This window comes from Streptomyces sp. NBC_01296, from assembly GCF_035984415.1.
In the GTDB taxonomy this organism is placed as follows: domain Bacteria; phylum Actinomycetota; class Actinomycetes; order Streptomycetales; family Streptomycetaceae; genus Streptomyces.
In genome coordinates this window covers 1,294,458-1,318,688 of sequence record NZ_CP130720.1, presented here as the reverse complement: position 1 = coordinate 1,318,688, position 24,231 = coordinate 1,294,458, and the positions used below count along the sequence as shown (strand labels likewise).

Genomic DNA, 24,231 nt, shown 5'->3' with positions numbered 1-24,231 from the left:
ACCGGGCGGCGGGTCAGACCTGGGCGGCTCCGCCGTCCACGAACAGTTCGATGCCGGTGATGTAGCTGCTCTCCTCCGAGGCGAGGAACAGCGCCGCCGCGGCCACTTCCTCCGGACGGCCGGTCCGCCCCATCGGCACCCCGGACGTCACCTCCTCCAGGATGGCGGCGGGAGCCCGGGACAGCGCGGGAGTGTCGATCGGACCGGGGCTGAGCGCGTTCACCCGGATCCCGCGCCCCGCGAGCTCCAGCGCCAGGCTGCGCGCCATCGAACGGACGGCCGCCTTCGTGGCTCCGTAGATGCCGAACCGGGTGGACCCCGCCGAGCCTGCCGTCGAGCCGAGCAGGATGACCGAACCGCGCTCCCCGAACAGCGGCAGCGCCCGCTGCACCGTGAAGAAGGTCCCGCGGAAGTTCAGGTCCGAGACGGTGTCGAACTGCTCCTCCGTGAACTCGGCGACGCCGCCCGCCTTCCCGCCGCCCGCGTTGGCCACCAGGACGTCGATCGCCCGGCCTTCGGCCGCGACCGCCGCGAACAGCCGGTCGAGGTCAGCCGCCTTGGTGACGTCACCCGGCACCCCGACGGCTCCGCTCCCCAACTCCTCCACCGCCGAGGTGAGTTCGGCCTCACGGCGCCCCGAGACGAACACCCGGGCACCCTCCCGTACGAACCGGTGCGCCGTCGCCAGTCCGATGCCGGCCGACCCGCCCGTGATCACCGCGACCTTGCCGTCGAGCTGTCCCATGAGCGCAGAGAGTCCGGCAGCCGCCCGCGGAAGTCAAGGGCCGCGCGCTGCCCACGCGGGCCGGAGCCCGCCCGCCCGCGCGGCCCTGTGGGCCCAATGGCCCACCGCGCTCGCGGGCCGCGGGCGGGCGGTGTCCGCTGGCAGGGTGAACCAGGTGTTCCCCCTGCCCGGCCGCCGATGGTGGACGGGGCTGCCCCCGGCCGCGGGCGCCCCCGTCATGGCCGCCGGCATCCTCTCCGTCGGGCTGCACCTGATCGGGTCCGACGTGCTGTCCCTGGCGGCGCTGGTCGTCGCCGCCGCGCTGTGGCTCGTACTCGCCGCCGATTTCACCGCCCGGCTCGTGGGCGACCGGGGCCGCTTCCGGGCCGAGGCGGACACCCCGGCAGCCCTGACGGCCGTGGCCGCCACGACCGTGCTCGGCTGCCGGTTCTCCCTGCTGGGGTGGCAGGGCCTCGCCGCCGCCCTGCTGGTGCTGGCGACTGCGCTGTGGCCCTGGCTGCTGCTCGCCGTCCTCCTGCACTGGAAGCGGCGGATGCCGGGGGCCGCGTTCCTCGTCTGCGTGGCCACCCAGGGGCTCGCCGTCCTGGCGGCGATCCTGGCCGCCGCCGTCCACCGCGACTGGCTCGCCCGGGCCGCGCTGGGGGCCTTCTGCCTCGGCCTGCTGCTGTACGCGGTGGCCCTCGTCCACTTCGACTTCCGCGAGGTGGTGCGGGGCGCGGGCGACCACTGGGTGGCCGGCGGCGCACTGGCCATCTCGGCGCTGGCGGGATCGAAGCTCACGGCCTCACCCGTATGGACCGGTTCGGTGCACACGGCGCTGCGTACGGTCACGCTGGTGACACTCGCCCTGTCCCTCGGCTGGTACGTGCTCCTCCTCGCCGCCGAGCTGCACCAGTGGCGGCCGCGCTACGACATCCGGCGCTGGGCGACCGTCTTCCCGCTCGGAATGACGGCCACCGCCTGCCTCTCCGCGGCCGACCCCACCGGGGTGGGATGGCTGAGCCCGCTGGGCGAGGTCCTGCTCTGGATCGCCGTGGGCGCATGGCTGCTGACCTTCGCCGCCCTCGTCGCCGACCGCTCCGGCGCGCGGCAAGGCTAAGGGGCCTCGGGGCCGGCCCGCTCGGCGGCTGTCACGGCGCCCGCCGCCGCGATCCACAGGAGCAGGGCCACCGCCAGCGCCAGCGCCCAGTGGGATCCGTGGTGGAGCGTCAGCAGCCCGCCCGCCAGGGCCCCGCAGAACAGCACCGCCACCGACACGAGCCGGCGTACGGCGGTGCGGTCCCACGGCTCGGCGGCCAGGCCCGTCAGCGTCCGGGTGACGACGGTGGTCGTCAGGTCGGGCACGCCCAGCCGGAGCACGACGGCGTTCTGCAGGCCCATGCCGAGCGCGAGCAGCCCCACGACCGGCAGCGGCCCGCCCCCGCCCGCCGTCAGCGCGAGCGCCCCGGCCACCAGTACGGCCTGCACCGCCACCAGCGGCGCGAACATCCGCACCGGCTCCCGGCCGCGGCGCAGCCGCCCGGCGGCCGTCGCACCGGCCAGGAAGGCGGCGAGCGCCAGCAGGGAGGCCGTGGCCGACAGTTCGCGGTCCCCGGCGAGCGCGAAGCCGAGGAAGACCACGTTGCCGGTCATGTTGGCGACGAAGACGTGGTCGAGCCCGAGGAAGCTCACCGCGTCGACCACCCCGCTCACGAAGGTCAGCGCGACCAACAGCGTCGGCAGCACCCCGTGCGGCCCGCTCCCGCCCTGCGGCCCCGGCGGGAACAGCAGCGCGGCCAGCGGCCGCAGGAACCCGCGCCGGGCGGCGGCCCTCACCGCGGCGGACCTTCCCCCTCCGGGCCGGCGGTATGGGCCAGGAGGGCGAGCTGAAGCCGGTTCGCGGCGTCCAGCTCGGCCAGCATCCGGCCGACCAGGTCCTTCACCGCGTCCCGCGTCAACTGCAGCCGCTCGCCGATCGCCCGGTTCGCCAGCCCCTCGGCGACCAGGCCCAGTACCTCGGCCTCCCGCGCCGAAAGGACCTCCAGCCGCTCCCGCGCCTCCCGGCGCTGCGCCGCGGCCGGGGTGCGCAGGCCGTCCAGGACGCTTCGCAGCACCGGCGGGGACAGCGCGGCATCGCCCTCCTGCACCGCGCGCAGGGCGGCGAGCAGTTCCTCGCGCGGGGCGTCCTTGGGGAGGAAGGCGTCCGCGCCGAGGGCCAGGGCCCGCTCCACGTCCGCGTCGAGCCCGAGGCCGGTCGTGACGACGATGTGCGCGGCGGCACCGGAATCCGGTGCGCGCAGCGCCGCCGTCGCCTCCAGCCCGTCCATCCGCGGCATGTGGATGTCCAGCAGCAGGATGTCCGGCAGGTGCGCCCGTACGGCCTCGACGGCCTCGTGCCCGTCGGCGGCCTCGGCGACCACGTGGAACGCGCCGGTCGACTCGACGGACGTCCGCAGCCCCCTGCGGACCACGGGCTCGTCGTCGGCGACGACCACCCGCCCCACGCGGCCGAATTCCATGCGCGAACCCCGTTCGGAAAGGGACGTCCGGCAGAAACCGTACCCGCCGCAGGAGCGGCATCGACCGAACGACCCGAGTCGAGGAGGCTCGCCGCGTGGCGACTGCCAGTGGCCGTCAGTAGGGTCCCCTCATGGCATACACGTTCCAGGTGACCATCGATTCCGCCGACCCGCACCCCCTCGCCGACTGGTGGGCCGACGCCCTCGGCTGGGAAGTGGAGCAGACCGACGCAGAGTTCATCCGCAAGATGGTCGCCGAAGGCCACGCCACCGAGGACGACACCGCCACCCACCGGGGAGCCCTCGTCTGGAAGGTCGGCGCCGCCATCCGCCACCCCGAGGGGATCGAGCGCGCGCCCCGCGTCCTCTTCCAGCTCGTCCCCGAGCCGAAGACGGCCAAGAACCGGGTCCACCTGGACGTCCGCACCGGCTCCGACAACCCGCAGGAGGTCGTCGGGCGACTGCTCGCCAAGGGCGCCCGGCACCTGCACGAGGGCCGCCAGGGCCCCTACACGTGGACCACACTCGCCGATCCGGAAGGCAACGAGCTCTGCGTCTCGCACTGAGAGATCTAGGCTGTACCCGTGAACGTCATCCTCTTCGGCGGAACCGGAATGCTCGGCCGGGGTGTTCTGCGTGAGTGCCTGCGCGACGACACCGTCACGGCCGTCCTGTCCGTCGGCCGCACCCCGCTCGGCGTCTCCCACCCCAAGCTGCGCGAGCGCATCCAGGACGACCCGTCAGACCTCAGCGCACCGGACCTGGACCTGGCCTCGTACGACGCCTGCTTCTTCTGCCTCGGCGTCTCCGCCGTCGGCATGAAGGAGCAGGACTACCGCCGCATCACCCACGGCCTCACCCTCGCCGCGGCCCGTACGCTCGCCGCCGCCAACCCCCGGCTGACCTTCGCCTACGTCTCCGGGGAGGGCACGGACAGCACCGAGCAGAGCCGCACCATGTGGGCCCGCGTCAAGGGGGAGACGGAGAACGACCTGCTCCAGCTGCCGTTCCAGGCCTACATGTTCCGCCCCGGCCTCGTGCAGCCCGTACGCGGCATGCCCTCCAAGACCCTCCTCTACCGGGCCGCCTACCTGGTCACCGCGCCGCTCTTCCCGCTGCTCCGCCGCTTCGCGCCGAACCTCGTCACCACCACCGAGGCGCTGGGCCGCGCGATGATCAACGTCGCGAGGCCCGGAGCCGACGTCCGCACCCGCATCCTGCGGCCCCAGGACATCAACCGCCTCGCCCAGAGCCCTCCGGACCAGCGATAATTCAGTACCGGGCAGCTCCTCCCGCACGTGAGAATGAACCATCTCGAACCGGGAGGAACCCATGGGCCACAACCAGGCCTACCCGACGCTGCACGACCTGCTGCCGCAGCAGGAGCTGGCGGCAGCCATCGACGCCGGGCACGTCACCCGCAAGCCGCACCCCGAACTGCCGCTGTCCATCTACACGTACACGCGGACGGCACAGTACGAGCGCGTGTGGAACCGGGTCACCATGTGCTGCCGCGGACTCGTCGCCGACGATGCCACCGGCGCGATCGTCGCCCTTCCGCTGCCGAAGTTCTTCAACGTCGGCGAGCACGAGGAGGGCCGGCCGTACGCACCGGCCCTGCCTGACGAGCCGTTCGAGGTGTACGACAAGGTCGACGGCAGCCTCGCGGTGGTCTTCCACTACGCCGGCAGCTGGCGCGTCGCGTCCAAGGGATCCTTCATCAGCACCCAGGCCACCTGGGGCCAGCGCTACCTCGACGGCCGCGACACCTCGGCCCTCGACCCCCGCGTGACCTACCTCGCGGAGATCCTGTACCCGCAGAACCGTATCGTCGTCGACTACGGGGACCGCCGGGACCTGGTGCTCCTCGCCGCGTACGGCCTGGACGGCACCGAGGTCCGGCTCGCCGAGGCCGCGGTCGACTGGCAGGGGATCGGATCCGTCGTCACGGTCTGGCCCGCCATGCCGCTCGCCGAACTGCTGGCGCTGGCCGCGTCGAACACCCTGCCCGGCGGCGAGGACGCGGCCGGCACCGACGCCGAGGGCTTCGTGCTGCGGTTCGCCTCCGGCGTGCGCGCGAAGGCGAAGCTGTCCGAGTACGTACGCCTGCACAAGCTGGTCACCGGAGTCACCGAGCGGGACATCTGGCGCACCCACGGCATCGAGCGCTTCGCCGGCCTTCCCGCCAAGGAGCTGGCGCAGGGCCTGAACTGCACCGCCGCCGACATCGAGGCCTCGGGCGGCAAGCCGCTCGAAGCGCTGCTGCAGCAGGTGCCCGACGAGTTCGACGCCTGGGTGCGCGAGGTGGTCGGCCGCCTCGAGGACGCGGCGGCCGCGCGCGAGCGCGCCATCGACGAGGCGTACGCGGCGCTCGCCCACCTGGCGGGCGACCGGGGCGCGTTCGCGCGCGCCGCCAAGGCCCTGCCCGACCGCTGGATCCGCGCCGCGATGTTCCTGCGGCTGGACGGCCGGTCCACCGAGCTCGTCGTATGGCGGCACGTGCGGCCGGAGGCGTCCGACCCTTTCACGACCGATGAGGAGAACTGAACCAGTGTCCGAAGACCCCGCCCGCCCCGTCGTCCACGTCATGACGGGGCTGCCGGCCTCGGGGAAGACGACGGCCGCGCGCGCCCTGCAGGCCGAGGCCGCGGGCCGGATGCGCCGCGTCAACCTGGACGACCTGCGGGCCATGCTCGACCTGCCCGACCCGGAGCGCGGCCGCTCGTACCGGCACGAGCAGACCGTCCTCGCGGTCCAGGACGCGGCGGTGCGCGCGGCCGTCGACGGCGGCTTCGACGTGGTCGTCGACAACACGCACCTGACCTCGCACATCCCCAAGCGGCTCAAGGCGGCGGTCGCCGGACGGGCCACCTTCGTCGTGCACGACTTCACCGACGTGCCGGTGGAGGAGTGCCTGCGCCGGGACGCCGCCCGGGAACGGCCGGTCGGCGAGGAGATCATCCGGATACTCGACGACAAGCGCAGGAACGCCAAGAAGGGCGGCTGGCGGCTCACCGCGGAGTGGCTGAACGACCAGCCCACGGTCGAACCGTACGTGGCCGACCCGGCGCTGCCCTCGGCGGTGATGTGCGACATCGACGGGACGCTCGCGCTGACCGGCGACCGCAGCCCGTACGACTTCTCGCGCTGCGGGATCGACGTGCTCAACGAGCCGGTGCGGTACGCGCTGGACGCCTTCCGGCGCGCCGACGGCGACACCATCGTGCTGCTGTCCGGGCGCGGCGAGGAGCACCGGCCGCAGACGGAGGAATGGCTGCAGCGGCACGAGGTGCCGTACGACGAGCTGTGGATGCGCCCGCTCGGCGACACGCGCCGCGACGACGTGGTGAAGGCGGAGCTGTTCGACGCGCACGTGCGCCACCGGTACGCGGTACGGGTGTCGCTGGACGACCGGGACCGGGTGGTCGCGGTCTGGCGGCGGATGGGCTTGCCCACCTGGCAGGTCAACTACGGCGATTTCTAGGCGCCGGCAGCCGCGGGCCCATACTGGGGCCATGACCGTGTTGATCGTGGACGCCGCGAACGTCGTCGGTTCCGTACCGGACGGCTGGTGGCGGGACCGGCGGGGCGCGGCCGAGCGGCTGCGCGACCGCCTCGCGGAGCGGGACCCGGCGGGGGGCGGGGAGATCGAGGGGATCGGCGCGATCGAGGAGATCGTCCTCGTCGTCGAGGGCGCCGCCCGGGGCGTCGAGTCCGTGCCCGGAGTACGGGTGGACTCGGCGCCGGGGAGCGGTGACGACCGGATCGTGGAGCTGGCCGCCTCCTTCGCGGAGCGCGGGTGTGTCGTGGTCACGGCGGACCGGGAACTGCGCGAGCGGGTCCGGGCGTACGGGGCGGAGTGCGTGGGGCCGCGTACCGTACGCCCGGCGGCCTGACCGGAGGGGTCAGTCGCACCACTTCACGTGGTCCAGGTTCTTCACGTAACGGGCGGTGATCCACGCCTTCTTGTGCTCCTTGCGGTCCTTCCGGTCCTTGTCGTCCTTCCGGTCCTTGCGGTCCTTGCGGTCCTTTTCGTCCTTGCGGTCCTTCCGGTCCTTCCGGTCCTTGCGGTCCTTGTCGTCCTTGCCGCCCTGTCCGTTGCGCAGGCCGTCCTCGTCCTCGTCCTCGTCCCGCGCGTCCTGCCGTCCGTCGTGCTCACCGCGCCCGCTGTGCTCATCGCGCCCGCTGTCTTCATCGCGGCCGCCGTGCTCACCGCGCCCGCTGTCTTCATCGCGTCCGCTGTCCTCGTCGCGCCCGCCGTCCTCACCCCGTCCGTCCTGCGACTTGTGGTCCTCCTTGACGTGAAGGCGGTACCAGATGTTGTTGCCGTCGATCGACTCGCCGTACGCCTTGCACACGATGGCGACCTTGTGGTCCGGCTTCACGTGGCCCACCACGTCGGCGCGGGTGTTCGGCTTGCTGCGGACTTTCAGCGGGCCCCGCGAGATGATCTTGCCGACGGTGTACTTCTTGTCGTCGTAGGTGCCGGACTGGTCGTTCTCCGGCTCAAGAAGGACGGCCTCGTCCGACGGCGTGTGGGCCTTCGGGCCGTCGTCCGCGGCGGCGGCGCCCGCGCTGACCAAGCCGAGCACCAGGCTTCCGGCGGCGAGAGCGAGGACGGTCCTGGTGGGCTTCTGCATGTGCAGGCTCCTCTGCGAAGACATCCGCCCGGCCGCGGTGTGCCGCGGGCCGGGGCGGCGACCAGTCGGTCGCCACGGTCGACTATGGCGAGGGCGGGTCGTACCGGCCCGGTGGCGCACCGCCGTTTAGCCCGAAATGCCCAATGAGTTCCCCTCGGGGCGGGGGTCGGGCCGTCGGGACGCCGCTCAGCCGAGGCACCCGTTCGAGGGACTCCGGTGTCCCCTACATCTGGCTAGCATTTCTGTCAGCGCTCGCCGTGCGGTCCCACACGGGTTCGCACGGGCGTGCGCGTCCGACGAGGAGGGGTCCGATCATGCAGATGAACAACGGCGTGGTGGCGAGCGAGATTCCCGGCGCGGTGTGGGTCAAGAGCAGGGCCAGTGTGGGCAACGGCAACTGCGTGGAGGTCGCCGCCCTGGCGGGTGGCGCCGTGGCGCTGCGGAACTCGCGCTTCCCCGACGGTCCGGCCCTGGTGTTCACGACCGCCGAGATCGAGGCGTTCATCGACGGCGTCAAACATGCGGAATTCGACCACCTGACCGGATGACACCCCAAGCCGGGGCCATGGCTTGAGGGGCAGGGGGAGGCGGCCCATGCTGTGACGGACCATTGCCCCAGTCATAGGGAGTTCTGATGCCCGCCCTCCCTGAGCCGCTGCCCGAGCCCGTCGCTCCCGTCCTGCCGATGGGAAACGATCCGGCCCGGGCGGCGGCCGACCGCCTGCTGGGGCGGGAACTGCGCAGGTGCCGCGAGGCCCGCGGCCTGACCCTGCGCCAGGTCGCACCGGTCATCCGCGGATCGGTGTCGAAGATCAGCCGGCTGGAGCGCGGCGAGAGCCCGCCGAAGCCGCGCGACGTACGCGATCTCGCCCGGCACTACGGCGTCGACGCCGAAGAGATGTGGGCGATCGAACGGCTCCTGGAGCACGCGCAGGACTCCGAGTGGTACGAGCAGTTCAGCGACGTCACCCCCGACTTCCTCAGACGCCTCATCCAGCTGGAGGGCGACGCCGAGGAGATCTGCGTCTACGAGAACCTCGTCGTCCCCGGCATCCTCCAGACCCGCGACTACGCCCGGTACATGGTCCGGGCCGTCATGCCCAGCGCCGAGCCGCAGGAGGTCGAACGGGTCGTCGAGCTGCGCACCGAACGGCAGCTGCGGCTGATGGACAGCCCGCTGCCCCGGGTGACCGCCCTGCTCGAGGAAGGCGTACTGCACCGCCGCTGCGGGAACGCGGCCGTGATGCACGAGCAGCTGAACCACCTGCTGCGCGCCGGCGACACCGACAAGGTCAGCATCCGCATCCTCAGGATGACCCGTGAGTACGGGGCCACACCGCCCTACCCGATCACGCACCTGAAGTTCCGCGACGGGGAGCACGCCGAGCTGGCGTACGTGGAGCACATCAACGGCGCGAACTACGTGACCCGGCCGCGGGCCCTCGACGACTACCGCCACGCCCTGAGCAACCTGCGGAACGTGGCGTCCTCCAAGGACGAGAGCGTCGGCCTGATCCTCGAGGCGAAGCGCCAGTTCCGCGACAGCGGTGACGACTAGGACGCGGCCGGCACCGGCAGGGGGGTCGGCCGCCTCTCAGAGGCGGCCGACCCCGCCCCACTCCACCCAGTCCCGCGGCCGGCTCCCTGCGGGCGGCGGCGCGGTGTCGGGCCGCCAGTCGACCACGTCGACGAGCCCGGGCCCGAGGATCTCCAGCCCGTCGAAGTACCGGCGCACCTCGTGGGTCTCCCGCACCCGGCCCCAGGTGCCGTGCGTGGTCACGTCCATGAGCCGCGTCACGTCGCGGCGTACGACCGGATCGTCGCTGACGAGCTGGCAGATCACCATGAAACTGCCCGGCGGCAGCTGCGCGGCGGTGGTCCGTACGACCGCGGCGGGATCGTTCTCGTCGTCCGTGTCCCGCAGGCAGTGCAGCACGGACACGAACAGGGCCGCGATGGGCCGGTCCCAGTCCAGGAAGCGGTCGGTGTCCTGCCGGATCTGCCGGGTCAGCCGCAGGTCCTTGGACAGCACGAGCGTGCGGCCGTCCTCGTGCAGTGTGGTCTGGGCGTGCGCCAGGACCATGGGGTCGTTGTCGATGTACGCGACCTTGCAGCCGGGATCGGCCCGCTGCGCCACCTCGTGCACGTTGTCCTGGGTGGGCAGACCGGAGCCGTGGTCGAGGAACTGCCGGATCCCGTACTCCTCGACCAGGATGCGCACGACGCGCCGCAGGAACGCCCGGTTGTTGCGGGCCAGGAGCTGGGTGCTGGGGGCGATCTCCAGCAGCCGGGCACAGGCCTCGCGGTCGCTCGCGTAGTTCTCCACCCCGCCCAGCAGCCAGTCGTACATCCGGGCGACGCTCGGGGTGTGCATGTCGACGAGGGGGGTCTGCGGGCGTGCGGGCGGGTGTCCCGACGGATTCTGCGGCGACTCCATGGGCGCTGTCCTCCACCTGAGGGGACCGCCCATGGTAGGCAGTCGGCCGCGGGCCGGCCACCACCCGTACGGACGTACGCACGGCCGTGCCCGCCCCCGTGGGGCACGGCCGCGCGGCGGGGCCCCCGGGGGAGCAGGGCCGGTGCCGGTCGGTCCGGCTCGGGGAAATCTACGCGCGGGGGTCCGCCGCTCTCGCCCCTCCACAGGGTGAAATCCGCCTACCCCGTGGGGAGGTCACCCTGTACAACCAGGGGGTGTACTCAGGGGGGTTGACGTGCAGTCGTCCGCGCATCCGGCGGTGGTCCGGCTCCGCGCCGTGCTGCCGGCCGTCGCCGTGTGCGGCCTCGCGCTCGCGCTGTACACCGTCGCCTCGCTCCGCGAGCGGCGAATTTCGGCCAGATGTGCGGTCGGCGCACTGCTCGTCCTGCTCTGGGGGAGCCGGCTCGCCGAACATGGCATCGGCCCGCTCAGCGTCGGCTTCGTGACCGTCACTACCATCGTCTGCTGGGTGACCGGCGACGGCGCCCGGCGGCTGCGCGAGCTCACCCGGCAACTGCGCCGGGAACAGGAGGAGAAGGCCCGGCGGGCCGTCATGGAGGAGCGCATCCAGATCGCCCGCGAGCTGCACGACGTCATCGCCCACCACGTCTCGGTGATCTCCGTCCAGACCGGCCTCGCTGGCCTGTCCAAGTCCGACATCGCCGAGCGGCTCGTCCCCAGCGCCGCCACCGTCAAGACGCACGTGCACCGCTGCATGAGCAAGCTCGGGGTGTCCGGCCGCGCCCAGGCCGTGGTCCTGGCCCACGAGTCCGGCCTCGTCGCCCGCCTGCCCTGACCCCGGTTCCGGACGGCCGGAACGGCCCTCTCCGGATGCGCGGGCCCGGGCCCGCCGCCACAGTGGGTGCCATGGGTATCGATGACTACAGCGGCGGCCCGGGGGCCCAGCAGACCGGCGTCCTGGTCGTGACGACGAACGACGTCCCCGGCTACCGGGTCGAGCAGGTCATCGGTGAGGTCTTCGGCCTCACCGTCCGCTCCCGCCACCTCGGCAGCCAGATCGGCGCAGGCCTGAAGTCGATGATCGGCGGCGAACTCAAGGGCCTGACCAAGACCCTGGTGGAGACCCGCAACCAGGCCATGGAGCGGCTCATCGAGGCAGCGAAGGCCCGCGGCGCGAACGCGGTCCTGATGATGCGGTTCGATGTGACCGACGCCTCCGACGTCGGGACCGAGGTGTGTGCGTACGGGACGGCCGTCGTGATCACCCCCGCCTCCACCTGATCCCTCATCCGCCACGTAAGTCCAGGACCGGGCTCTGCTTTGTCCATGGGCCTGCGGCGGTGCGGTCCGCAAGCTGACAGGTCAGTGAGCGGACCGCTGGCCTCCGGGCCGTGCGGTCTTCCGCCAAGGAAGCGCCGACTCCCGGAGGCCCGATGCGTACACCCTTCCGGCCCACCGCAGCAGCCGCGGTCGCCGGTCTCCTCGCCACCCTGGTCGTCTCCGGGCCCGCGCCGGCCGCGGCGGCGGCCGCCGCACCCGTGACGATCAGCTCGGCCGAGCTGTCCGTCGCCGTGGACAGCGGTTTCCCCCGGGTCGTCGGCTACACCCGGCGGGCCACCGGCGACGTGCTGAACGGCAACGAGGACGCCCTCTCCGCGATCGTCGTGAACGGGACCGCGTACACCCCCGCCGTGACCTCCACCCCGTCCGCGTCCGCGGTGGACTACGCGCTGTCCTTCTCCGGGGTGACCATCAGATCCCGGCTCTCGGTGACCGGTTCGGTCGTCGAGTTCAAGGTCACCGCGATCGAGGACACCCCCGCCCTGCGCGTCCGCAGCCTTGCCATCCCCGACCACAGCCTCGTCAGCGTCCGCAGCGACCAGCCCGGCGCCGCGCTGGCCACCGCGACCATGCACACCGCCACCACCGGCACCGGGGACACCTTCACCCCCGTCACCTCGAGTACCCCCGTGGACCCCGCCGCGACGACGGTCATGTACGGGCTCGCCAACACCGCCAAGCTGGCCGCGGCCATCGACTCCAACTCCCTCTACGACACCCCCTCCGGCGGCACCGCCCGCGAGAACGGCCGGATCAGCAAGCGGGTCACCGACAAGGGGGCCTACCGCCGCGCCGGCCTGTGGAGCGGAGCCTGGCTCTACCGGGCCGCGGGCGCCGCCGACACCGACACCGAGCCGCTCCCGTACGCGCGGATCGCGATCACCGGCGACCGCAACGGCGACGGAGCCGTCGACTGGCAGGACGCCGCCGTCGCCTACCGCGACATCTGGACCCCGCCCACCGGATGGCAGCAGACCGCCGACCGGGTCGTGCAGCGCATCCCCTTCAACTTCGCCTCCCAGGCCACCCACCCGTTCACCGAGACCCTCGACGAGACCAAGCGCGTCAGCCTCGCCACAGACGGCCTCGGCCAGTTCGTCCTCCTCAAGGGGTACGCCTCCGAGGGCCACGACTCCGCACACATGGACTACAAGAACATCGGCTCCAAGCCGGGCGGCGCCGCCGACCTGAACACCCTCACCACCGCCGGACACGCCTACAACGCCGACTTCGGCGTCCACATCAACGCCACCGAGGAGTACCCGGTCTCCGCGACCTTCGACCCGGCCCACCAGAGCGGCGGACTCGGCTGGGACTGGCTCGACCAGTCGTACTCCGTGGACACGCGGAAGGACGGCCAGTCCGGCGAGCGGCTGAAGCGGCTCCAGGACCTGAAGGCGGCCGTGCCCGGGCTCGACTTCCTGTACGTGGACGTCTGGTACGGGGACGGGTACGTATCGCGCAAGCTCCAGCGCGAGATCGGCGGACTCGGCTTCCAGCTCGCCACCGAGTTCCCCAACACGTTGACCGAGCAGTCCCTCTGGCACCACTGGGCGGCCGACGTCAACTACGGCGGCAGCGACCTCAAGGGCATCAACTCCACCATCGCCCGCTTCATCGCCAATCACACGAAGGACGACTGGATCGCCGCGAACCCGCTGCTCGGCGGCGCCGAACTCACCGCGTACGAGGGCTGGCAGGGCAAGAAGGACTACACCGCGTTCCTGAACACCACCTTCGCCGTCAACCTGCCGACCAAGTACCTCCAGGAATCCCCGATCGTGAAGTGGACCGCCGACTCGGTCACCCTCGCCAACGGCGCCACCGCCACCACCACCGGCAACACCCGGAAGATCACCACCGGCGGACGCACCGTGCTCAGCGGCGGGAGTTACTTGCTCCCGCGCGACGGCAAGCTGTACCACTGGAACGACAAGGGCGGCTCCACGACCTGGACCCTGCCCGCAGGCTGGTCCGCGCCCAGGCTGTACCAACTGACCGACACCGGGCGACAGTTGGTCGGCGACCTGCCCGTCACCGGCGGCCAGGTCACGATCAACGCCACCGCGAAGACCGCCTACGTCGTCACCGACGGCGGCGCGCCCGCCCAGGCCGACCCGAAATGGGGCGAGGGCACCCCGGTCAAGGACCCCTCCTTCTACGCGGGCAACCTCGACGCCTGGACCGTCACCGGGACCGGGGCCGCCGTCGCCCGCAACGCCCAGGGCCAGAACGAGCTCACGTTCGCCGCCGCGACCGCCCCCGCCGTCTCCCAGCAGCTCGCGGGCCTGACGCCCGGCACCTACGCCGCCTCCGTCTGGGTCTCCACCCCGACCGGCCGGGCCGCCACCCTCGGCGTCACCCCCGCAGGGGGCAGCGCGGCCTCCGTGTACGCCGACTCCTCGCCCCTGACGAACGACCTGGGCGGGAGCGAGAAGAACGGCACCAGGATGCAGCGCATGAAGGTGTTCTTCGACGTCCCGGCAGGCCGGTCCACCGCCACTCTGAAACTCTCCGCCGCGGCCGGGTCCGGCACCGTCCACCTGGACGACGTACGCGTGGTCCGCTCCGCCCGCACCCCGCTCGGCGGCCACACCTTCGCCGAGGACTTCGAGAACGTCGACGCCGGCTGGGGCCCCTTCGCCTTCGGCGGCGCAGGCGGCTCCGCCACCGACCCGCGCACCCACCTGGCCCAGCGCAACGCCCCGTACACGCAGGCCGGCTGGGGCGGGAAGCTCGTCGACGACGTGATCGGCGGGCAGAACTCCCTCAAGTCGCACGAGGAGCGCACCGGACTCGTCTACCGCACCCTGCCCCAGACGCTGCGGCTGACCCCGGGGCACGCGTACAGGGTCGCCTTCCGCTACGAGAGCGGCTTCGGCGGGGACTACCGGTTCATCACCGGCTCCGGCAGCACCGAGACCGCCACCGCGCTGGACCAGGCCCGTACGCCCACCGCCCTCGGTACCACCTTCACCGCCGGGGCCGACGCCTGGATCGGCGTACGGAAGGTGACCCCGGAGGACTCGCACGACGAGGCCGACCTGGTCCTCGACGACCTGACGGTGGACGACCTCGGGCCGGCGGGCGGCGGTGAACTCCTCGTGCCGCAAGGGCAGATGAGCGTACAGGCCGTCGACAGCCAGGAGACCGCCGGCGAGAACGGCGCCGCCGCCAACGTCCTGGACGGCGACGCCTCCACCCTCTGGCACACGCAGTGGTACGCGGCCACCGCGCCGATGCCGCACGAGATCACCCTGGACCTCGGCGCCTCGTACGACGTCTCGGCCCTCCACTGCCTGCCCCGGCAGACCCAGAGCAACGGCCGCATCGCCGACTACCAGGTGTTCACCTCCGCGGACGGGGTCACCTGGGGCACGGCGGCCGCCGCCGGGACCTTCCCGAACACGACGGCCCGGCAGGACGTCACCTTCACGCCCCGCACCGCGCGCTACGTGAGGCTCAAGGCCACGAGCGAGGTGTCCGGCAACCCGTGGACCTCGGTCGCAGAACTCAACGTCGGCTACCGGCCTCCGTCCGCTACCGCTTCCAGAGGGTCACTTCGGTGAGGTACGTCGGGACCTTGTACCGCGTGTCGGTCGAGTCCTCGACCGTGACGGCCGTCCGGCCGAGGGCTGGCTCGGGAGACGCGTAGTGCGCCGTGCAGCCGATCAGCTGGAAGACCGCGGGCAGCGGTGGCGCACGGTCGGACTGCGTCAGCTGGCCGGGCTTCGTGCGGACTGCTGGGCGCGGAAGCGGACCGGAGCCATGCCCACCCGGCGGCTGAACAGCCTGCTGAAATACGCCGGATCCTCGTAACCGACCCGCCGGGCGACCCCGGCGACCGGCAGGTCGGTCCGGGCCAGGAGCTCCTTCGCCCGGCTCAGCCTGATCCCGAGGAGGTACTCCTTGACCCCCTCCCCGGTGCTGCGCCGTACGGCCCCGCGCAGTTCGGGCAGCGGTATCCCGAGCCGGGCCGCGTGCTCGGCGACCGAGATGGGCAGCAGCGCGTCCCGGGCCAGGGCGTCCATGACCGCGTCCCCGTGCCGGGACACCTCGGCGCGGGCGTAGCGCAGCGCCACGAGCAGTCCGTGCACGGCAGCTGCGGCCTCCACCTCCAGCAGCGGCCCGCCGCGCCGGGCCGCCCGGACGATCCCGTCGACCACGTGCCGCACCCCCTCCGTGCCGCTCAGCGGCACCAGCGGGCGATCGGGGGTGACGTAGCCGAGGTCGGTGTAGGCCTCCACACTGCGGCCCGCGAAGTCCACGAAGCACTCGTCCCAGCCGGTCTGCGGATCGGGCCCGTAGTGGTGCTCCACCCCCGGCACCAGCCAGAGCAGCGCGGGTGCGGTGACGGGTTGCGGCGGGCGCCCGGCGTGGCTGAACCAGCCCCGCCCGCGGGTGACGACGACGGCGACGTGGTGGTCCAGGGCCCGCGGCCCGACCACCGGCAGCAGGCCCTGCTGGATCCCGACGCCGAGGCAGACCAGCCCGAGCCGCCGGTGGTTGGCGGTGGGGGAGAAGTACCGCATCCAACTGCTGTACGGGGGGCTGCTGGAGGGGACACTGGGGTGCGCGGGCGTCGGCATCTGCGGATTGTGATCCACCGGGCCCGGGCTCTCAAGGGGAGGCGGCCGCCCTCAAGGGGACGCAGGCGCCCGGTCCTTCGGCTGCCGCGGCTCGTTCCGCCGCCGCGGCTCCTTCCGTACGCTCGGCCCCTGCTGCGGGCTCCGGAGCCCGCCCGCCAGTCCGGCGACCACCACGACCAGGCCGATCCACACCGGCAGGCCCGGCATCCCGCCGCCCGAGAGCGCGCCGATGGCGGCTGCGGCGAGGGGCGCGACCCCGGTCAGCAGCCCGGCCCGGCCGGCGCCGACGGCGGCCACCGTGCGGTACCAGAGGAGGAACGCCACCGCGGTCACCATGACGGCGAGGTACCCGGCGGCGGCCCACTGGGCCGGACCGACGGCCGGCAGATCGGCCGGGCGCTCGGTGAGCAGCGTCAGCACCCCCAGCATCACGGCCCCCAGCCATACCGCGTGCACCGACACCCCCCACGGCCCGTGCCGCCGCAGCACCGGTACGGCGAGCAGCGTGAAAGCCGCCTCGCATGCGAGTGCGAGCGCAGCCCAGGCCACCCCGGCGGCGTCCGTCCGGCCCGTGCCCTCCACCAGGACGGCTCCGGCCACGACCACCGCGGCGGCGAGCAGGATCCTGGGGCGGGGACCGCGGCCCTCCAGCAGCGGGCCGAGCACCCCGAGGACGACCGGTACGGAGGCCACCGCGACGGCGATCACGGCCGGTTCGGCGTGTGCGACGCCGCGTACGACGGCCACGTTGAACAGCACGAGTCCGGTGGCCGCGATCCCGGCCAGCCACAGCCACTCCCGGCCGCGAGGCCGCAGGATCGGCACCCGGGCGGCCCGGGCGAACGCGAGCAGGAGCAGGGTGGCGGCCGCGTAGCGGACGGCCTGCGTGGCGAACAGCGGGGCGTGGACCAGGGAGCGCGAGACGGTGACGCTGCTGCCGACCAGCACCATGCCGATGGTGCCGGGGGCGAGGTCGCGCAGGGCGCCGGGGGAGGTGTTCATATGGCCCAGGCTCTGTCAGCATTGGACCCATGGACAGTGCCGAAGAGCATCGATCCAAGGGGTCCAAAAGAGCGGAGGCCGTCAGCGGCTCGGACTTCCTGCAGCTCGACGTCGGCCAGGCGCCGCCGGGCGGCCGTACCGAGTGGCTGACGGACCGCATCCGAGCCGCCATCGCCGACGGGACGCTCCCGGTGGGCAGCAGGCTCCCGGCGGGCCGGGTGCTCGCGGCGGAGCTCGGCGTCTCCCGCGGGCTGGTCACCGAGGCCTACCAGCGACTGGCCGACGCCGGCCAGGTGCTGGGCCGCGGCCGCGCGGGCACGACCGTGGTGGCCGGGCCCATGCCCGCGTCCGTGCCCGCGCCGGTGCCCTCGCCGATGCCCGCGCCCGTGCCGCGCGCACCCCTGTCGGCCGCCCCGACCGGACCGGCCGCCCCGACCGGGCAGCTCGGAGCGATCCCTTCCGGCGGATCGCACGGTCCGGCCGGGCCATTCGCCCCGGCCGTACCGAGCGCGCCGGTCGTCGATGCCCTGCGGGGCGTGCCCTGCCGCATCGACCTCTCGCCGGGGGTACCCGACCTCACCGCCTTCCCGCGTACGGCCTGGCTCCAGGCCGAGCGCCGCGTGCTGGCCGGGCTCACCGCCGCCGACTTCGGCTACGGCAACCCGCAGGGCACGCCCGCCCTCCGGGCGGCGGTCACCGGCTGGCTGGCCCGCAACCGCGGGATCCGCGCCGACCCCGACGAGGTCGTCGTCGTCGCGGGCGTCGCCCAGGCACTGGGCCTGCTGGCGCACGTGCTGCGCGAGAACGGCGTACGGCGGGTCGCGGTGGAGGACCCCGGCTCGCTCGGAGCACGGCAGCAGCTGGAGTACGGGCGGCTGGAGACGGTGCCCGTACCGGTGGACGGGAGCGGGATCGACACCGCCGCGCTCCGGGCGGGCGGAGCCGGGGCGGTGCTGCTGACCCCGGCGCACCAGTTCCCGACCGGGGTCGTCCTCGACGGCGAGCGCCGCCGGGAGCTGCTCGGCTGGGCGGCGGCCGGGGGACTGGTCATCGAGGACGACTACGACGCCGAGCACCGCTACGACCGGGCACCGGTCCCCGCCCTGCGCGCCCTGTTCCCCGAGGGCGTCTGCTACGCCGGGAGCGTGTCCAAACTGCTCGCCCCCGCGCTGCGCCTGGGCTGGCTGCTGGTCCCGCCGCGCCTGCGCGACGCGGTGGTCGCCGCGAAACGCTACGCCGACCTCGGCAATCCGATTCTCGCCCAGCTGGTGCTGGCCCGGCTGATGGACTCGGGCGAGCTGGAGCGCCACCTGCGCTTCGTCCGGCGCCGCCACCGCCGCCGGCGCGACGCCATGCTCCGGGCCATCGCCGCGCACCTGCCCGGCGCCCGGATCCACGGAGCGGCGGCGGGCCTGCACCTGATGGTCACCTTCGACGGTGCGGACTTCGAGGACACCGCCCTCGCGGCGGCGGCCCTGGCCCTCGGGGTCAAGGCCCACCCGCTGTCCTGGCACCGCATCCGGCCGGGCTCCCCGGGGCTGGTCCTCGGCTATGCGGCAGGGCCGCCGGGCGAGCTGGAGGAGGGGATCGCCCTCCTCGGCCGCGCCCTCGGCCGGCTCCGCTGAACACCGCGCGCTTCCGGCCACGGCATACCCCCTCGGGAGCCGAAGAAGCGGAACTTTATGCTCGGGTGCATGCACCACGCGTCCGCCCCCGACATATCCGTGATCATCGCCGTCTACAACGCGATGCCTTACCTGAACGAGTGCCTCGACTCGGTGCTCGGACAGACCCTGGGGGCCGACCGCCTGGAGGTCATCGCGGTCGACGACGGTTCCACCGACGGCAGCGGCGCCGAACTGGACCGCTACGCCGCCCGGTATCCGCAGCTGCGCGTCCTGCACCAGCCCAACTCCGGCGGCCCCGGCGGGCCCCGCAACCGGGCCCTGGACCTGGCCCGCGGCCGGTACGTCTTCGTCCTCGACGCCGACGACCACCTGGGCCCCGAGGCGCTCGAGCGGCTGCTGGACATGGCCGAGTCCCAGGGCAGCGACGTCGTGCTCGCCAAGCAGGTCGGACTCGGCCGGACGGTGTCGGACAAGGCCCACCGGCACGCGGAGGAGGCCGACCTCTACACCTCGGAGGTCTACCGCTCGCTCCACTCGGCCAAGCTGGTACGCCGCCAGGTCATCGAGGACGCGCACCTGCGCTACCCGGACGACCTCTGGTACGGCGAGGACCAGGTCTTCGTGACGGAGGTGTTCCTGGCCGCCGGGAAGATCTCGGTCGTCGGCGACTACGACTGCTACTTCCTGCGCCTGCGCGACGACGGGCAGAACATCACCTCCCGCGCCCGCACCGCGGGCGAGACGGTGGTGCACATCGAGCGCGTCATGGCCCTGGTGGCCGAGCGGGTGCAGGACCCGGTGGGACGGCGCCGCATGCTCGGCCGGCACTTCCGCAGCCTGCTGCGCACGGCGCTGCGGCCGGCCGTCGAGGCCCGCCACGGGAACCCCGGCTTCACGGCCGAGGTGTACGAGCGGTCCCGGGCGCTGGTGCAGACGTACTGGCGGCCGGACATGGGCGGCGAACTGCCGCGGATCGACTGGATCCGGCTCTACGCGTTCGCCTGCGGCCCGCTGTCCGCCTTCGAGCAGCTGATGGAGTACGACCCGGCGAAGGAGCCGGCGCCGCAGGAGATCGTCGACAACGGCCGCGTCTACCGCTGCTACCCGCTGTTCCGCGATCCGGCGGCGGGCCTGCCGGACGTGCTCTTCGACGTGACCGAGAAGCTCAAGACGCTCCACCGGCTGGCCTCGCTGACCTGGCAGGGCGGCCGCGTACGGCTGACCGGCCACGCGTACATCCAGACGCTCGGGACCGGCCGCATGGAGAGCGAGCTCGTCCTGCGGGCGCGGGAGACGGGCAGCGAGCACCTCGTACCGGTCCGGGCCCGCCCCGCGCCGGAGCTCACGGAGCTGGACCCGGAGCTGGCGATGGCCGGCTTCCTGGCCGAGCTCGACCTGACCACGGTGGCCGGGGGCGGGCCGATCCCGCCGGGCACCTGGGACTGCTTCCTGAACGTCCGGGCCGACGGGGTCACGCGCACCGTCCGGCTGGGCCGTCGGCACGCGCCGGAGCTGGACAGGACGGCCCGTCGGGCCAAGGTCGTCGCCCGTGACCCGGGCGGCGCCACCGAACTCGCGGCCGCCGCCTTCTTCACCGCGTACGGGAACCTGAGCTTCGAGGTGGTCCGCAGGATCCCGCTGCCCACGGCCTGACAGAAATTCTTCGCCGGAAAGTTTTTCGCAATCGGCGGCAACCTCGCGGGGGGTCGCGCGTCGTGCGGGGGTGAAGGGCGGCATTCCGCGTCCTCGCACCGACCGTGACCCGACCGTGGAGAACCACTGTGATGAACCTGAAGCGCGTCCCCCTGACCGTCCGCCGGGCGGCCGTCACCGCTGCCGCCGCCGGGGCGGTCCTCGCGCTCGCCGGGCCCGCCTGCGCCGCACAGGGGGCCTCGGCCACCCCGTCGCCCGCCCCGAGCGCGCCGTCGAGCGCGATGCCGAGCGTCTCGCCCACCCCCTCGCGCAGCGTCCCGCCGACGGCGGCGCCGAGCGCCCACCCGACGCCGTCGCGCAGCGTTCCGCCGACGTCCGCGCCGAGCGTGCAGCCCACGGGCCAGCCCAGCGCGGCGCCCTCGGCGGCCCCTTCGCCGGCCGGGGACGAGCTCGCGCACACCGGCTCCTCCGCCACCACCGCCGCCATCGGAGCCGGGGCCGCCACGCTCATCGCCGCCGGGGCCGGCACCCTCTACGCCGTCCGCCGCCGCGCCAACGGCTGAGAACCCGGGAACACCGTGCTCCACCTCGCTCCACCCGCACCCTCCGCACGCCCCTTCACGCTCGGCCTCGGCCGGGCGTGGCGGGGCTTGTGGTCGTCGGTGCTGCGCCGCGAGCGCGCCACCCCGCCGACGCCGGTGCAGCCGTACGGTTCCGGGTACCAAGGGACCGTGCCCGGGCCCGGGTCGGCGTACGACGCCGTCCTGCGCGGGGATGCGCCGCAGCCCACCGTCACCGAGCTCTACCACGCACACCGCCTGCGCATGGTCCGGCTGGCAGTGCTGCTCGTCGATGACCTGGCCACCGCCGAGGACGTGGTCCAGGACGCCTTCACGGCCCTGTACCGGCGCCACGGGGAGCAGATCAGCGAGGTCGACAACGCGCTGGGCTATCTGCGCACCGCCGTCGTCAACACCTCCCGGTCCGTGCTGCGCCGCAGACGCACGGCCCGGGCCTGGACCCCGCCCGCGGCGGCCGACATCCCGTCCGCGGAGGACCACGTCGTCCTCGATGAGGCACACCGCGAGGTCCTCGCCGCACTCGGCCGGCTGACCCCGCGCCGCCGGCAGGTCCTCGTCCTGCGCTACTGGGCCGACCTCAGCGAGGCGGAGATAGCGGCCACCCTCGGGATCAGCCGGGGCGCGGTGAAGTCGAACGCGAGCCGCGCCCTGGACGCGCTGGAACGCATTTTGGAGGGACGGATATGACGCACGGCGAACGCCCCGTCGAACGCAGGCTGCGCCAGGCCCTCGACACCCGCGCGGCCGGGATCACCGTGCGCGAGCTGCGCCCCGCGGATCCGCCGGGCCCCCCTCTGCGGCGGCTGCCGGCCGTGCGGCTGCGGCTGAACCTGCGCCGGTTCGCGCTGCCGCTGGCGGGGCTGGCCGCGGCTGCCGCCGCCGTGGCCGGGTACCTCGTACTGGCCCCGGACTCCGCCCCGCCCCGCCCGGTGCCGCCGGCCTCGCCGCCCGAGCTCACCGGACCGGGGCCGACACCGGATTCCCCTACGGGCACCGGTGCTCCGCATCCCTCGGTGGCGCCGTCCCCGCTGCCCTCCAGGGCCCCCGGGAGCCGCTCGGCGCAGCCGCCCGGGACGACGCCGACCCCGTCGGGTGCGCGTCCGGCCCAGCCGTCGAGGTCCGCACCCCCGTCCGCCGTACCGTCGTACTCGCCCGTGCCGTCGTCACCGCCCCCGAGCCCGGGACCGTCCAGGAGCTAACTCCGGGTGTTCTCCACCGCCGCGACCAGCGGGGCGAGTTCGGGGTTGTGCGCGGCCGCGTCCAGCGCCTCGCGCAGCGCCGTGTCGTTGGTCGGCCGGGCGGCGGCCAGCAGGGCCAGGCCGGCCTCGCTCACGTCGGTGTAGATGCCCCGCCGGTCCGTGTCGCAGATGTAGCGGTTCAGCAGCCCGCGGTCCTCGAGCCGGCTGACCAGCCGGGTCGTCGCGCTCTGGCTGAGCACCACCGAGTCGGCCACCTGGTGCATCCGCAGGTGGCCGCCCGGGCCGCTGTGCTGGCGGCTCAGGACGTCCAGCAGTGAGTACTCGCGCACGCTCAGGCCGTGTCCGGCCTGCAGGGCCCGCTCGATGTGCGCCTCGATCCGCCCGTGCAGGAGCGAGAGGGCGCACCAGCCCTGGGCGAGGCCGGTCAGTGCGCTGTCGGTGGCCGTCATGGGCTGCTCCTTCGAACCGTGTCCCCGTTGCCCGGTTTCCCTGTGTTCCCACAGGTGCCCTTCCAGAATAGGCCACTGCCGCAATAGCCCGCGTTTGCAAATATCCCGCGTCTGCAATTAATGTGGACGCACGTAAACGGCGATGGCAAGTGCCGCGACAGCGCCACCGCACCACCACCTCCCCCCTTGAAGGGCACCCCCTCATGCCTCTCGCACTCCTCGCCCTGGCCATCGGGGCCTTCGGGATCGGCACCACCGAATTCGTGATCATGGGCCTGCTCCCCGAGGTCGCCGCCGGCTACGGCGTCTCGATCCCCACCGCCGGCTTCCTGGTCACCGGATACGCCCTCGGCGTCGTCCTCGGCGCCCCGCTCATGACCGTCCTCGGCACCCGCGTCCCCCGCAAGCGCATGCTGATGCTGCTCATGGGCCTGTTCATCGCGGGCAACGTGCTCTCCGCACTCGCCCCCGCCTTCGGCGTCATGCTCGCCGGGCGCGTCCTCGCCTCCCTCGCCCACGGCGCCTTCTTCGGCATCGGCTCGGTGGTCGCGGCCGGGCTGGTCGCCCCCGAGAAGAAGGCCGGCGCGATCGCCATTATGTTCACCGGCCTGACCGTGGCCAACGTCGTCGGCGTCCCGCTCGGCACCCTCGTCGGCCAGAACCTCGGCTGGCGCGTCACCTTCCTGATCGTCGCCGCCCTCGGCGTCCTCGGCCTGCTCGGCATCGCCAAGCTGGTCCCCGAACTGCCCCGGCCCGAAGGCGTCCGGATCCGCCACGAGCTGGCCGCCTTCCGCAACGTCCAGGTGCTCCTCGCCATGGCGATGACCGTCCTCGGCTTCGGCGGCGTCTTCGCCGCGATCACCTACATCACGCCGATGATGACCAACGTCGCCGGCTTCGCCGACACCTCCGTGACCTGGCTCCTCGTCCTCTTCGGCCTCGGCATGGTCGCCGGTAACCTCATCGGCGGCCGGTTCGCCGACCGCGCCCTGATGCCGATGCTCTACGTCTCCCTGGGCGGCCTGGCGGTCGTCCTGGCCGTCTTCACCCTCACCGCCCACACCAAGACCGGCGCCGCCGCCACCATCGTGCTGATCGGGGCGCTGGGCTTCGCGACCGTGCCGCCGCTGCAGAAGCGGGTCCTCGACCAGGCCGCCAGCGCCCCCACCCTCGCCTCCGCCGTCAACATCGGCGCCTTCAACCTCGGCAACGCGCTCGCCGCCTGGCTCGGCGGGCTCGTCATCGCCGCCGGGCTCGGCTGGACCGCCCCGAACTGGGTCGGCGCCGCCCTGGCCGCCTCCGCCCTGGTCCTCGCCCTAGTCTCCGGCGCGCTGGAACGGCGTACGGCCTCCCGCACGGGCACCGACGGCCGGGCCGTCACGGCCGCAGCCCGGGCCTCTGCCCCCGTGCCCGCCCACCGCTGATCCACGACCCCTCGTACGGCAGCCCCCGTACGACACATCCCGCCC

Annotated in this window: 25 protein-coding genes; 17 read left to right on the top strand and 8 right to left on the bottom strand. The window is 73.3% G+C overall.

What is annotated here, in order from left to right; genetic code table 11:
* Positions 1 to 13: 13 nt before the first annotated feature.
* A complete protein-coding gene (locus tag OG299_RS06365; protein WP_327360824.1) occupies positions 14 to 745 on the bottom strand; it encodes an SDR family NAD(P)-dependent oxidoreductase in 732 nt (243 codons plus the stop codon).
* A 145-nt stretch (positions 746 to 890) separates the two neighbouring features.
* Between OG299_RS06365 and OG299_RS06360 the strand changes: the two genes are divergently transcribed.
* Entirely contained in the window at positions 891 to 1,844 is a 954-nt protein-coding gene (locus tag OG299_RS06360) for a tellurite resistance/C4-dicarboxylate transporter family protein (RefSeq protein WP_327360823.1), read from the top strand.
* Here OG299_RS06360 and OG299_RS06355 read toward each other — a convergent pair.
* Both OG299_RS06355 and OG299_RS06350 read right to left on the bottom strand, forming a co-directional pair.
* Complete coding sequence (locus OG299_RS06355; RefSeq protein ID WP_327360822.1) at positions 1,841 to 2,560, bottom strand: YoaK family protein; 720 nt, start codon at positions 2,558 to 2,560, stop codon at positions 1,841 to 1,843. The two genes, OG299_RS06360 and OG299_RS06355, sit on opposite strands and share 4 nt — an antisense overlap.
* Positions 2,557 to 3,243, bottom strand: coding sequence for a response regulator (locus tag OG299_RS06350; RefSeq protein ID WP_327360821.1), 687 nt, complete (start codon positions 3,241 to 3,243; stop codon positions 2,557 to 2,559). Before OG299_RS06350 ends, OG299_RS06355 begins: the two co-directional genes overlap by 4 nt.
* 131 nt (positions 3,244 to 3,374) lie before the next feature.
* Between OG299_RS06350 and OG299_RS06345 the strand changes: the two genes are divergently transcribed.
* The 5 genes from OG299_RS06345 to OG299_RS06325 all read left to right on the top strand — a co-directional run bounded on the left by OG299_RS06345 (position 3,375) and on the right by OG299_RS06325 (position 7,139).
* Entirely contained in the window at positions 3,375 to 3,809 is a 435-nt protein-coding gene (locus OG299_RS06345) for a VOC family protein (protein ID WP_266635634.1), read from the top strand.
* Positions 3,810 to 3,827: 18 nt separating this feature from the next.
* Positions 3,828 to 4,514, top strand: a complete 687-nt coding sequence (locus tag OG299_RS06340) for a Rossmann-fold NAD(P)-binding domain-containing protein (RefSeq protein ID WP_266635636.1) — start codon at positions 3,828 to 3,830, stop codon at positions 4,512 to 4,514.
* 61 nt (positions 4,515 to 4,575) lie between these two features.
* Complete coding sequence (locus OG299_RS06335) at positions 4,576 to 5,790, top strand: RNA ligase (protein ID WP_327360820.1); 1,215 nt, start codon at positions 4,576 to 4,578, stop codon at positions 5,788 to 5,790.
* Between the two features lie 4 nt (positions 5,791 to 5,794).
* A complete protein-coding gene (locus OG299_RS06330) occupies positions 5,795 to 6,727 on the top strand; it encodes a phosphatase domain-containing protein (protein WP_266635640.1) in 933 nt (310 codons plus the stop codon).
* Between the two features lie 31 nt (positions 6,728 to 6,758).
* Complete coding sequence (locus OG299_RS06325; RefSeq protein WP_327360819.1) at positions 6,759 to 7,139, top strand: NTP pyrophosphohydrolase; 381 nt, start codon at positions 6,759 to 6,761, stop codon at positions 7,137 to 7,139.
* 9 nt (positions 7,140 to 7,148) lie between these two features.
* On the opposite strand, the gene OG299_RS06320 is transcribed toward OG299_RS06325, so the two are convergent.
* A complete protein-coding gene (locus tag OG299_RS06320) occupies positions 7,149 to 7,883 on the bottom strand; it encodes a hypothetical protein (protein ID WP_327360818.1) in 735 nt (244 codons plus the stop codon).
* A gap of 314 nt (positions 7,884 to 8,197) precedes the next feature.
* Between OG299_RS06320 and OG299_RS06315 the strand changes: the two genes are divergently transcribed.
* Both OG299_RS06315 and OG299_RS06310 read left to right on the top strand, forming a co-directional pair.
* Positions 8,198 to 8,431, top strand: a complete 234-nt coding sequence (locus OG299_RS06315; protein ID WP_327360817.1) for a DUF397 domain-containing protein — start codon at positions 8,198 to 8,200, stop codon at positions 8,429 to 8,431.
* 86 nt (positions 8,432 to 8,517) lie between these two features.
* Positions 8,518 to 9,441, top strand: a complete 924-nt coding sequence (locus OG299_RS06310; RefSeq protein ID WP_327360816.1) for a helix-turn-helix domain-containing protein — start codon at positions 8,518 to 8,520, stop codon at positions 9,439 to 9,441.
* A 36-nt stretch (positions 9,442 to 9,477) separates the two neighbouring features.
* On the opposite strand, the gene OG299_RS06305 is transcribed toward OG299_RS06310, so the two are convergent.
* Positions 9,478 to 10,320 carry an SAM-dependent methyltransferase gene (locus tag OG299_RS06305; protein ID WP_405699929.1) on the bottom strand — a complete coding sequence of 281 codons (843 nt, stop codon included), beginning with the start codon at positions 10,318 to 10,320 and terminating at the stop codon, positions 9,478 to 9,480.
* A 274-nt stretch (positions 10,321 to 10,594) separates the two neighbouring features.
* On the opposite strand from OG299_RS06305, the gene OG299_RS42690 reads away from it, so the two are divergent.
* The 3 genes from OG299_RS42690 to OG299_RS06290 all read left to right on the top strand — a co-directional run bounded on the left by OG299_RS42690 (position 10,595) and on the right by OG299_RS06290 (position 15,230).
* The gene (locus OG299_RS42690; RefSeq protein WP_442817492.1) at positions 10,595 to 11,155 is read left to right on the top strand and encodes a LuxR C-terminal-related transcriptional regulator; all 561 of its coding nucleotides are present in this window, start codon (positions 10,595 to 10,597) and stop codon (positions 11,153 to 11,155) included.
* Positions 11,156 to 11,226: 71 nt separating this feature from the next.
* Positions 11,227 to 11,601, top strand: a complete 375-nt coding sequence (locus OG299_RS06295) for a YbjQ family protein (protein ID WP_266661159.1) — start codon at positions 11,227 to 11,229, stop codon at positions 11,599 to 11,601.
* A gap of 152 nt (positions 11,602 to 11,753) precedes the next feature.
* Complete coding sequence (locus OG299_RS06290; protein WP_327360815.1) at positions 11,754 to 15,230, top strand: endo-alpha-N-acetylgalactosaminidase family protein; 3,477 nt, start codon at positions 11,754 to 11,756, stop codon at positions 15,228 to 15,230.
* Between the two features lie 147 nt (positions 15,231 to 15,377).
* Here OG299_RS06290 and OG299_RS06285 read toward each other — a convergent pair whose 3' ends face one another.
* Together OG299_RS06285 and OG299_RS06280 are read right to left on the bottom strand one after the other, a co-directional pair.
* The gene (locus tag OG299_RS06285; protein ID WP_327360814.1) at positions 15,378 to 16,250 is read right to left on the bottom strand and encodes a helix-turn-helix domain-containing protein; all 873 of its coding nucleotides are present in this window, start codon (positions 16,248 to 16,250) and stop codon (positions 15,378 to 15,380) included.
* A 51-nt stretch (positions 16,251 to 16,301) separates the two neighbouring features.
* Positions 16,302 to 17,252, bottom strand: a complete 951-nt coding sequence (locus OG299_RS06280; protein WP_327360813.1) for an EamA family transporter — start codon at positions 17,250 to 17,252, stop codon at positions 16,302 to 16,304.
* A gap of 29 nt (positions 17,253 to 17,281) precedes the next feature.
* Between OG299_RS06280 and pdxR the strand changes: the two genes are divergently transcribed.
* From pdxR to OG299_RS06255, 5 genes are all read left to right on the top strand, one after another.
* Positions 17,282 to 18,877: a MocR-like pyridoxine biosynthesis transcription factor PdxR gene (gene pdxR / locus OG299_RS06275; RefSeq protein ID WP_327360812.1), complete on the top strand. Its 1,596-nt coding sequence runs from the start codon at positions 17,282 to 17,284 to the stop codon at positions 18,875 to 18,877.
* A gap of 69 nt (positions 18,878 to 18,946) precedes the next feature.
* Positions 18,947 to 20,533 (top strand): glycosyltransferase family 2 protein, encoded by a 1,587-nt coding sequence (locus OG299_RS06270; protein ID WP_327360811.1) that lies wholly within the window; start codon positions 18,947 to 18,949, stop codon positions 20,531 to 20,533.
* A gap of 131 nt (positions 20,534 to 20,664) precedes the next feature.
* On the top strand, positions 20,665 to 21,096 hold the full coding sequence (locus OG299_RS06265) for an LAETG motif-containing sortase-dependent surface protein (RefSeq protein WP_266635663.1): 432 nt from the start codon (positions 20,665 to 20,667) through the stop codon (positions 21,094 to 21,096).
* A gap of 15 nt (positions 21,097 to 21,111) precedes the next feature.
* Positions 21,112 to 21,801 (top strand): RNA polymerase sigma factor, encoded by a 690-nt coding sequence (locus tag OG299_RS06260; protein WP_327360810.1) that lies wholly within the window; start codon positions 21,112 to 21,114, stop codon positions 21,799 to 21,801.
* On the top strand, positions 21,798 to 22,313 hold the full coding sequence (locus tag OG299_RS06255; protein WP_327360809.1) for a hypothetical protein: 516 nt from the start codon (positions 21,798 to 21,800) through the stop codon (positions 22,311 to 22,313). The genes OG299_RS06260 and OG299_RS06255 overlap by 4 nt, the downstream gene beginning before the upstream one ends.
* On the opposite strand, the gene OG299_RS06250 is transcribed toward OG299_RS06255, so the two are convergent.
* Entirely contained in the window at positions 22,310 to 22,762 is a 453-nt protein-coding gene (locus OG299_RS06250; protein WP_266635669.1) for a MarR family winged helix-turn-helix transcriptional regulator, read from the bottom strand. The two genes, OG299_RS06255 and OG299_RS06250, sit on opposite strands and share 4 nt — an antisense overlap.
* Before the next feature lie 203 nt (positions 22,763 to 22,965).
* Between OG299_RS06250 and OG299_RS06245 the strand changes: the two genes are divergently transcribed.
* The gene (locus OG299_RS06245) at positions 22,966 to 24,186 is read left to right on the top strand and encodes an MFS transporter (RefSeq protein ID WP_327360808.1); all 1,221 of its coding nucleotides are present in this window, start codon (positions 22,966 to 22,968) and stop codon (positions 24,184 to 24,186) included.
* Positions 24,187 to 24,231 lie beyond the last annotated feature (45 nt).

Excerpts from the sequence above, each read along its gene's own strand:
- OG299_RS06365 (WP_327360824.1), bottom strand. The coding sequence starts at position 745 with ATGGGACAGCTCGACGGCAAGGTCGCGGTGATCACGGGCGGGTCGGCC.
- OG299_RS06350 (WP_327360821.1), bottom strand. The coding sequence starts at position 3,243 with ATGGAATTCGGCCGCGTGGGGCGGGTGGTCGTCGCCGACGACGAGCCC.
- OG299_RS06345 (WP_266635634.1), top strand. The coding sequence starts at position 3,375 with ATGGCATACACGTTCCAGGTGACCATCGATTCCGCCGACCCGCACCCC.
- OG299_RS06335 (WP_327360820.1), top strand. The coding sequence starts at position 4,576 with ATGGGCCACAACCAGGCCTACCCGACGCTGCACGACCTGCTGCCGCAG.
- OG299_RS06325 (WP_327360819.1), top strand. The coding sequence starts at position 6,759 with ATGACCGTGTTGATCGTGGACGCCGCGAACGTCGTCGGTTCCGTACCG.
- OG299_RS06320 (WP_327360818.1), bottom strand. The coding sequence starts at position 7,883 with ATGCAGAAGCCCACCAGGACCGTCCTCGCTCTCGCCGCCGGAAGCCTG.
- OG299_RS06315 (WP_327360817.1), top strand. The coding sequence starts at position 8,198 with ATGCAGATGAACAACGGCGTGGTGGCGAGCGAGATTCCCGGCGCGGTG.
- OG299_RS06310 (WP_327360816.1), top strand. The coding sequence starts at position 8,518 with ATGCCCGCCCTCCCTGAGCCGCTGCCCGAGCCCGTCGCTCCCGTCCTG.
- OG299_RS06305 (WP_405699929.1), bottom strand. The coding sequence starts at position 10,320 with ATGGAGTCGCCGCAGAATCCGTCGGGACACCCGCCCGCACGCCCGCAG.
- OG299_RS06295 (WP_266661159.1), top strand. The coding sequence starts at position 11,227 with ATGGGTATCGATGACTACAGCGGCGGCCCGGGGGCCCAGCAGACCGGC.
- OG299_RS06290 (WP_327360815.1), top strand. The coding sequence starts at position 11,754 with ATGCGTACACCCTTCCGGCCCACCGCAGCAGCCGCGGTCGCCGGTCTC.
- OG299_RS06285 (WP_327360814.1), bottom strand. The coding sequence starts at position 16,250 with ATGCCGACGCCCGCGCACCCCAGTGTCCCCTCCAGCAGCCCCCCGTAC.
- OG299_RS06280 (WP_327360813.1), bottom strand. The coding sequence starts at position 17,252 with ATGAACACCTCCCCCGGCGCCCTGCGCGACCTCGCCCCCGGCACCATC.
- pdxR (WP_327360812.1), top strand. The coding sequence starts at position 17,282 with ATGGACAGTGCCGAAGAGCATCGATCCAAGGGGTCCAAAAGAGCGGAG.
- OG299_RS06270 (WP_327360811.1), top strand. The coding sequence starts at position 18,947 with ATGCACCACGCGTCCGCCCCCGACATATCCGTGATCATCGCCGTCTAC.
- OG299_RS06265 (WP_266635663.1), top strand. The coding sequence starts at position 20,665 with ATGAACCTGAAGCGCGTCCCCCTGACCGTCCGCCGGGCGGCCGTCACC.
- OG299_RS06255 (WP_327360809.1), top strand. The coding sequence starts at position 21,798 with ATGACGCACGGCGAACGCCCCGTCGAACGCAGGCTGCGCCAGGCCCTC.
- OG299_RS06250 (WP_266635669.1), bottom strand. The coding sequence starts at position 22,762 with ATGACGGCCACCGACAGCGCACTGACCGGCCTCGCCCAGGGCTGGTGC.
- OG299_RS06245 (WP_327360808.1), top strand. The coding sequence starts at position 22,966 with ATGCCTCTCGCACTCCTCGCCCTGGCCATCGGGGCCTTCGGGATCGGC.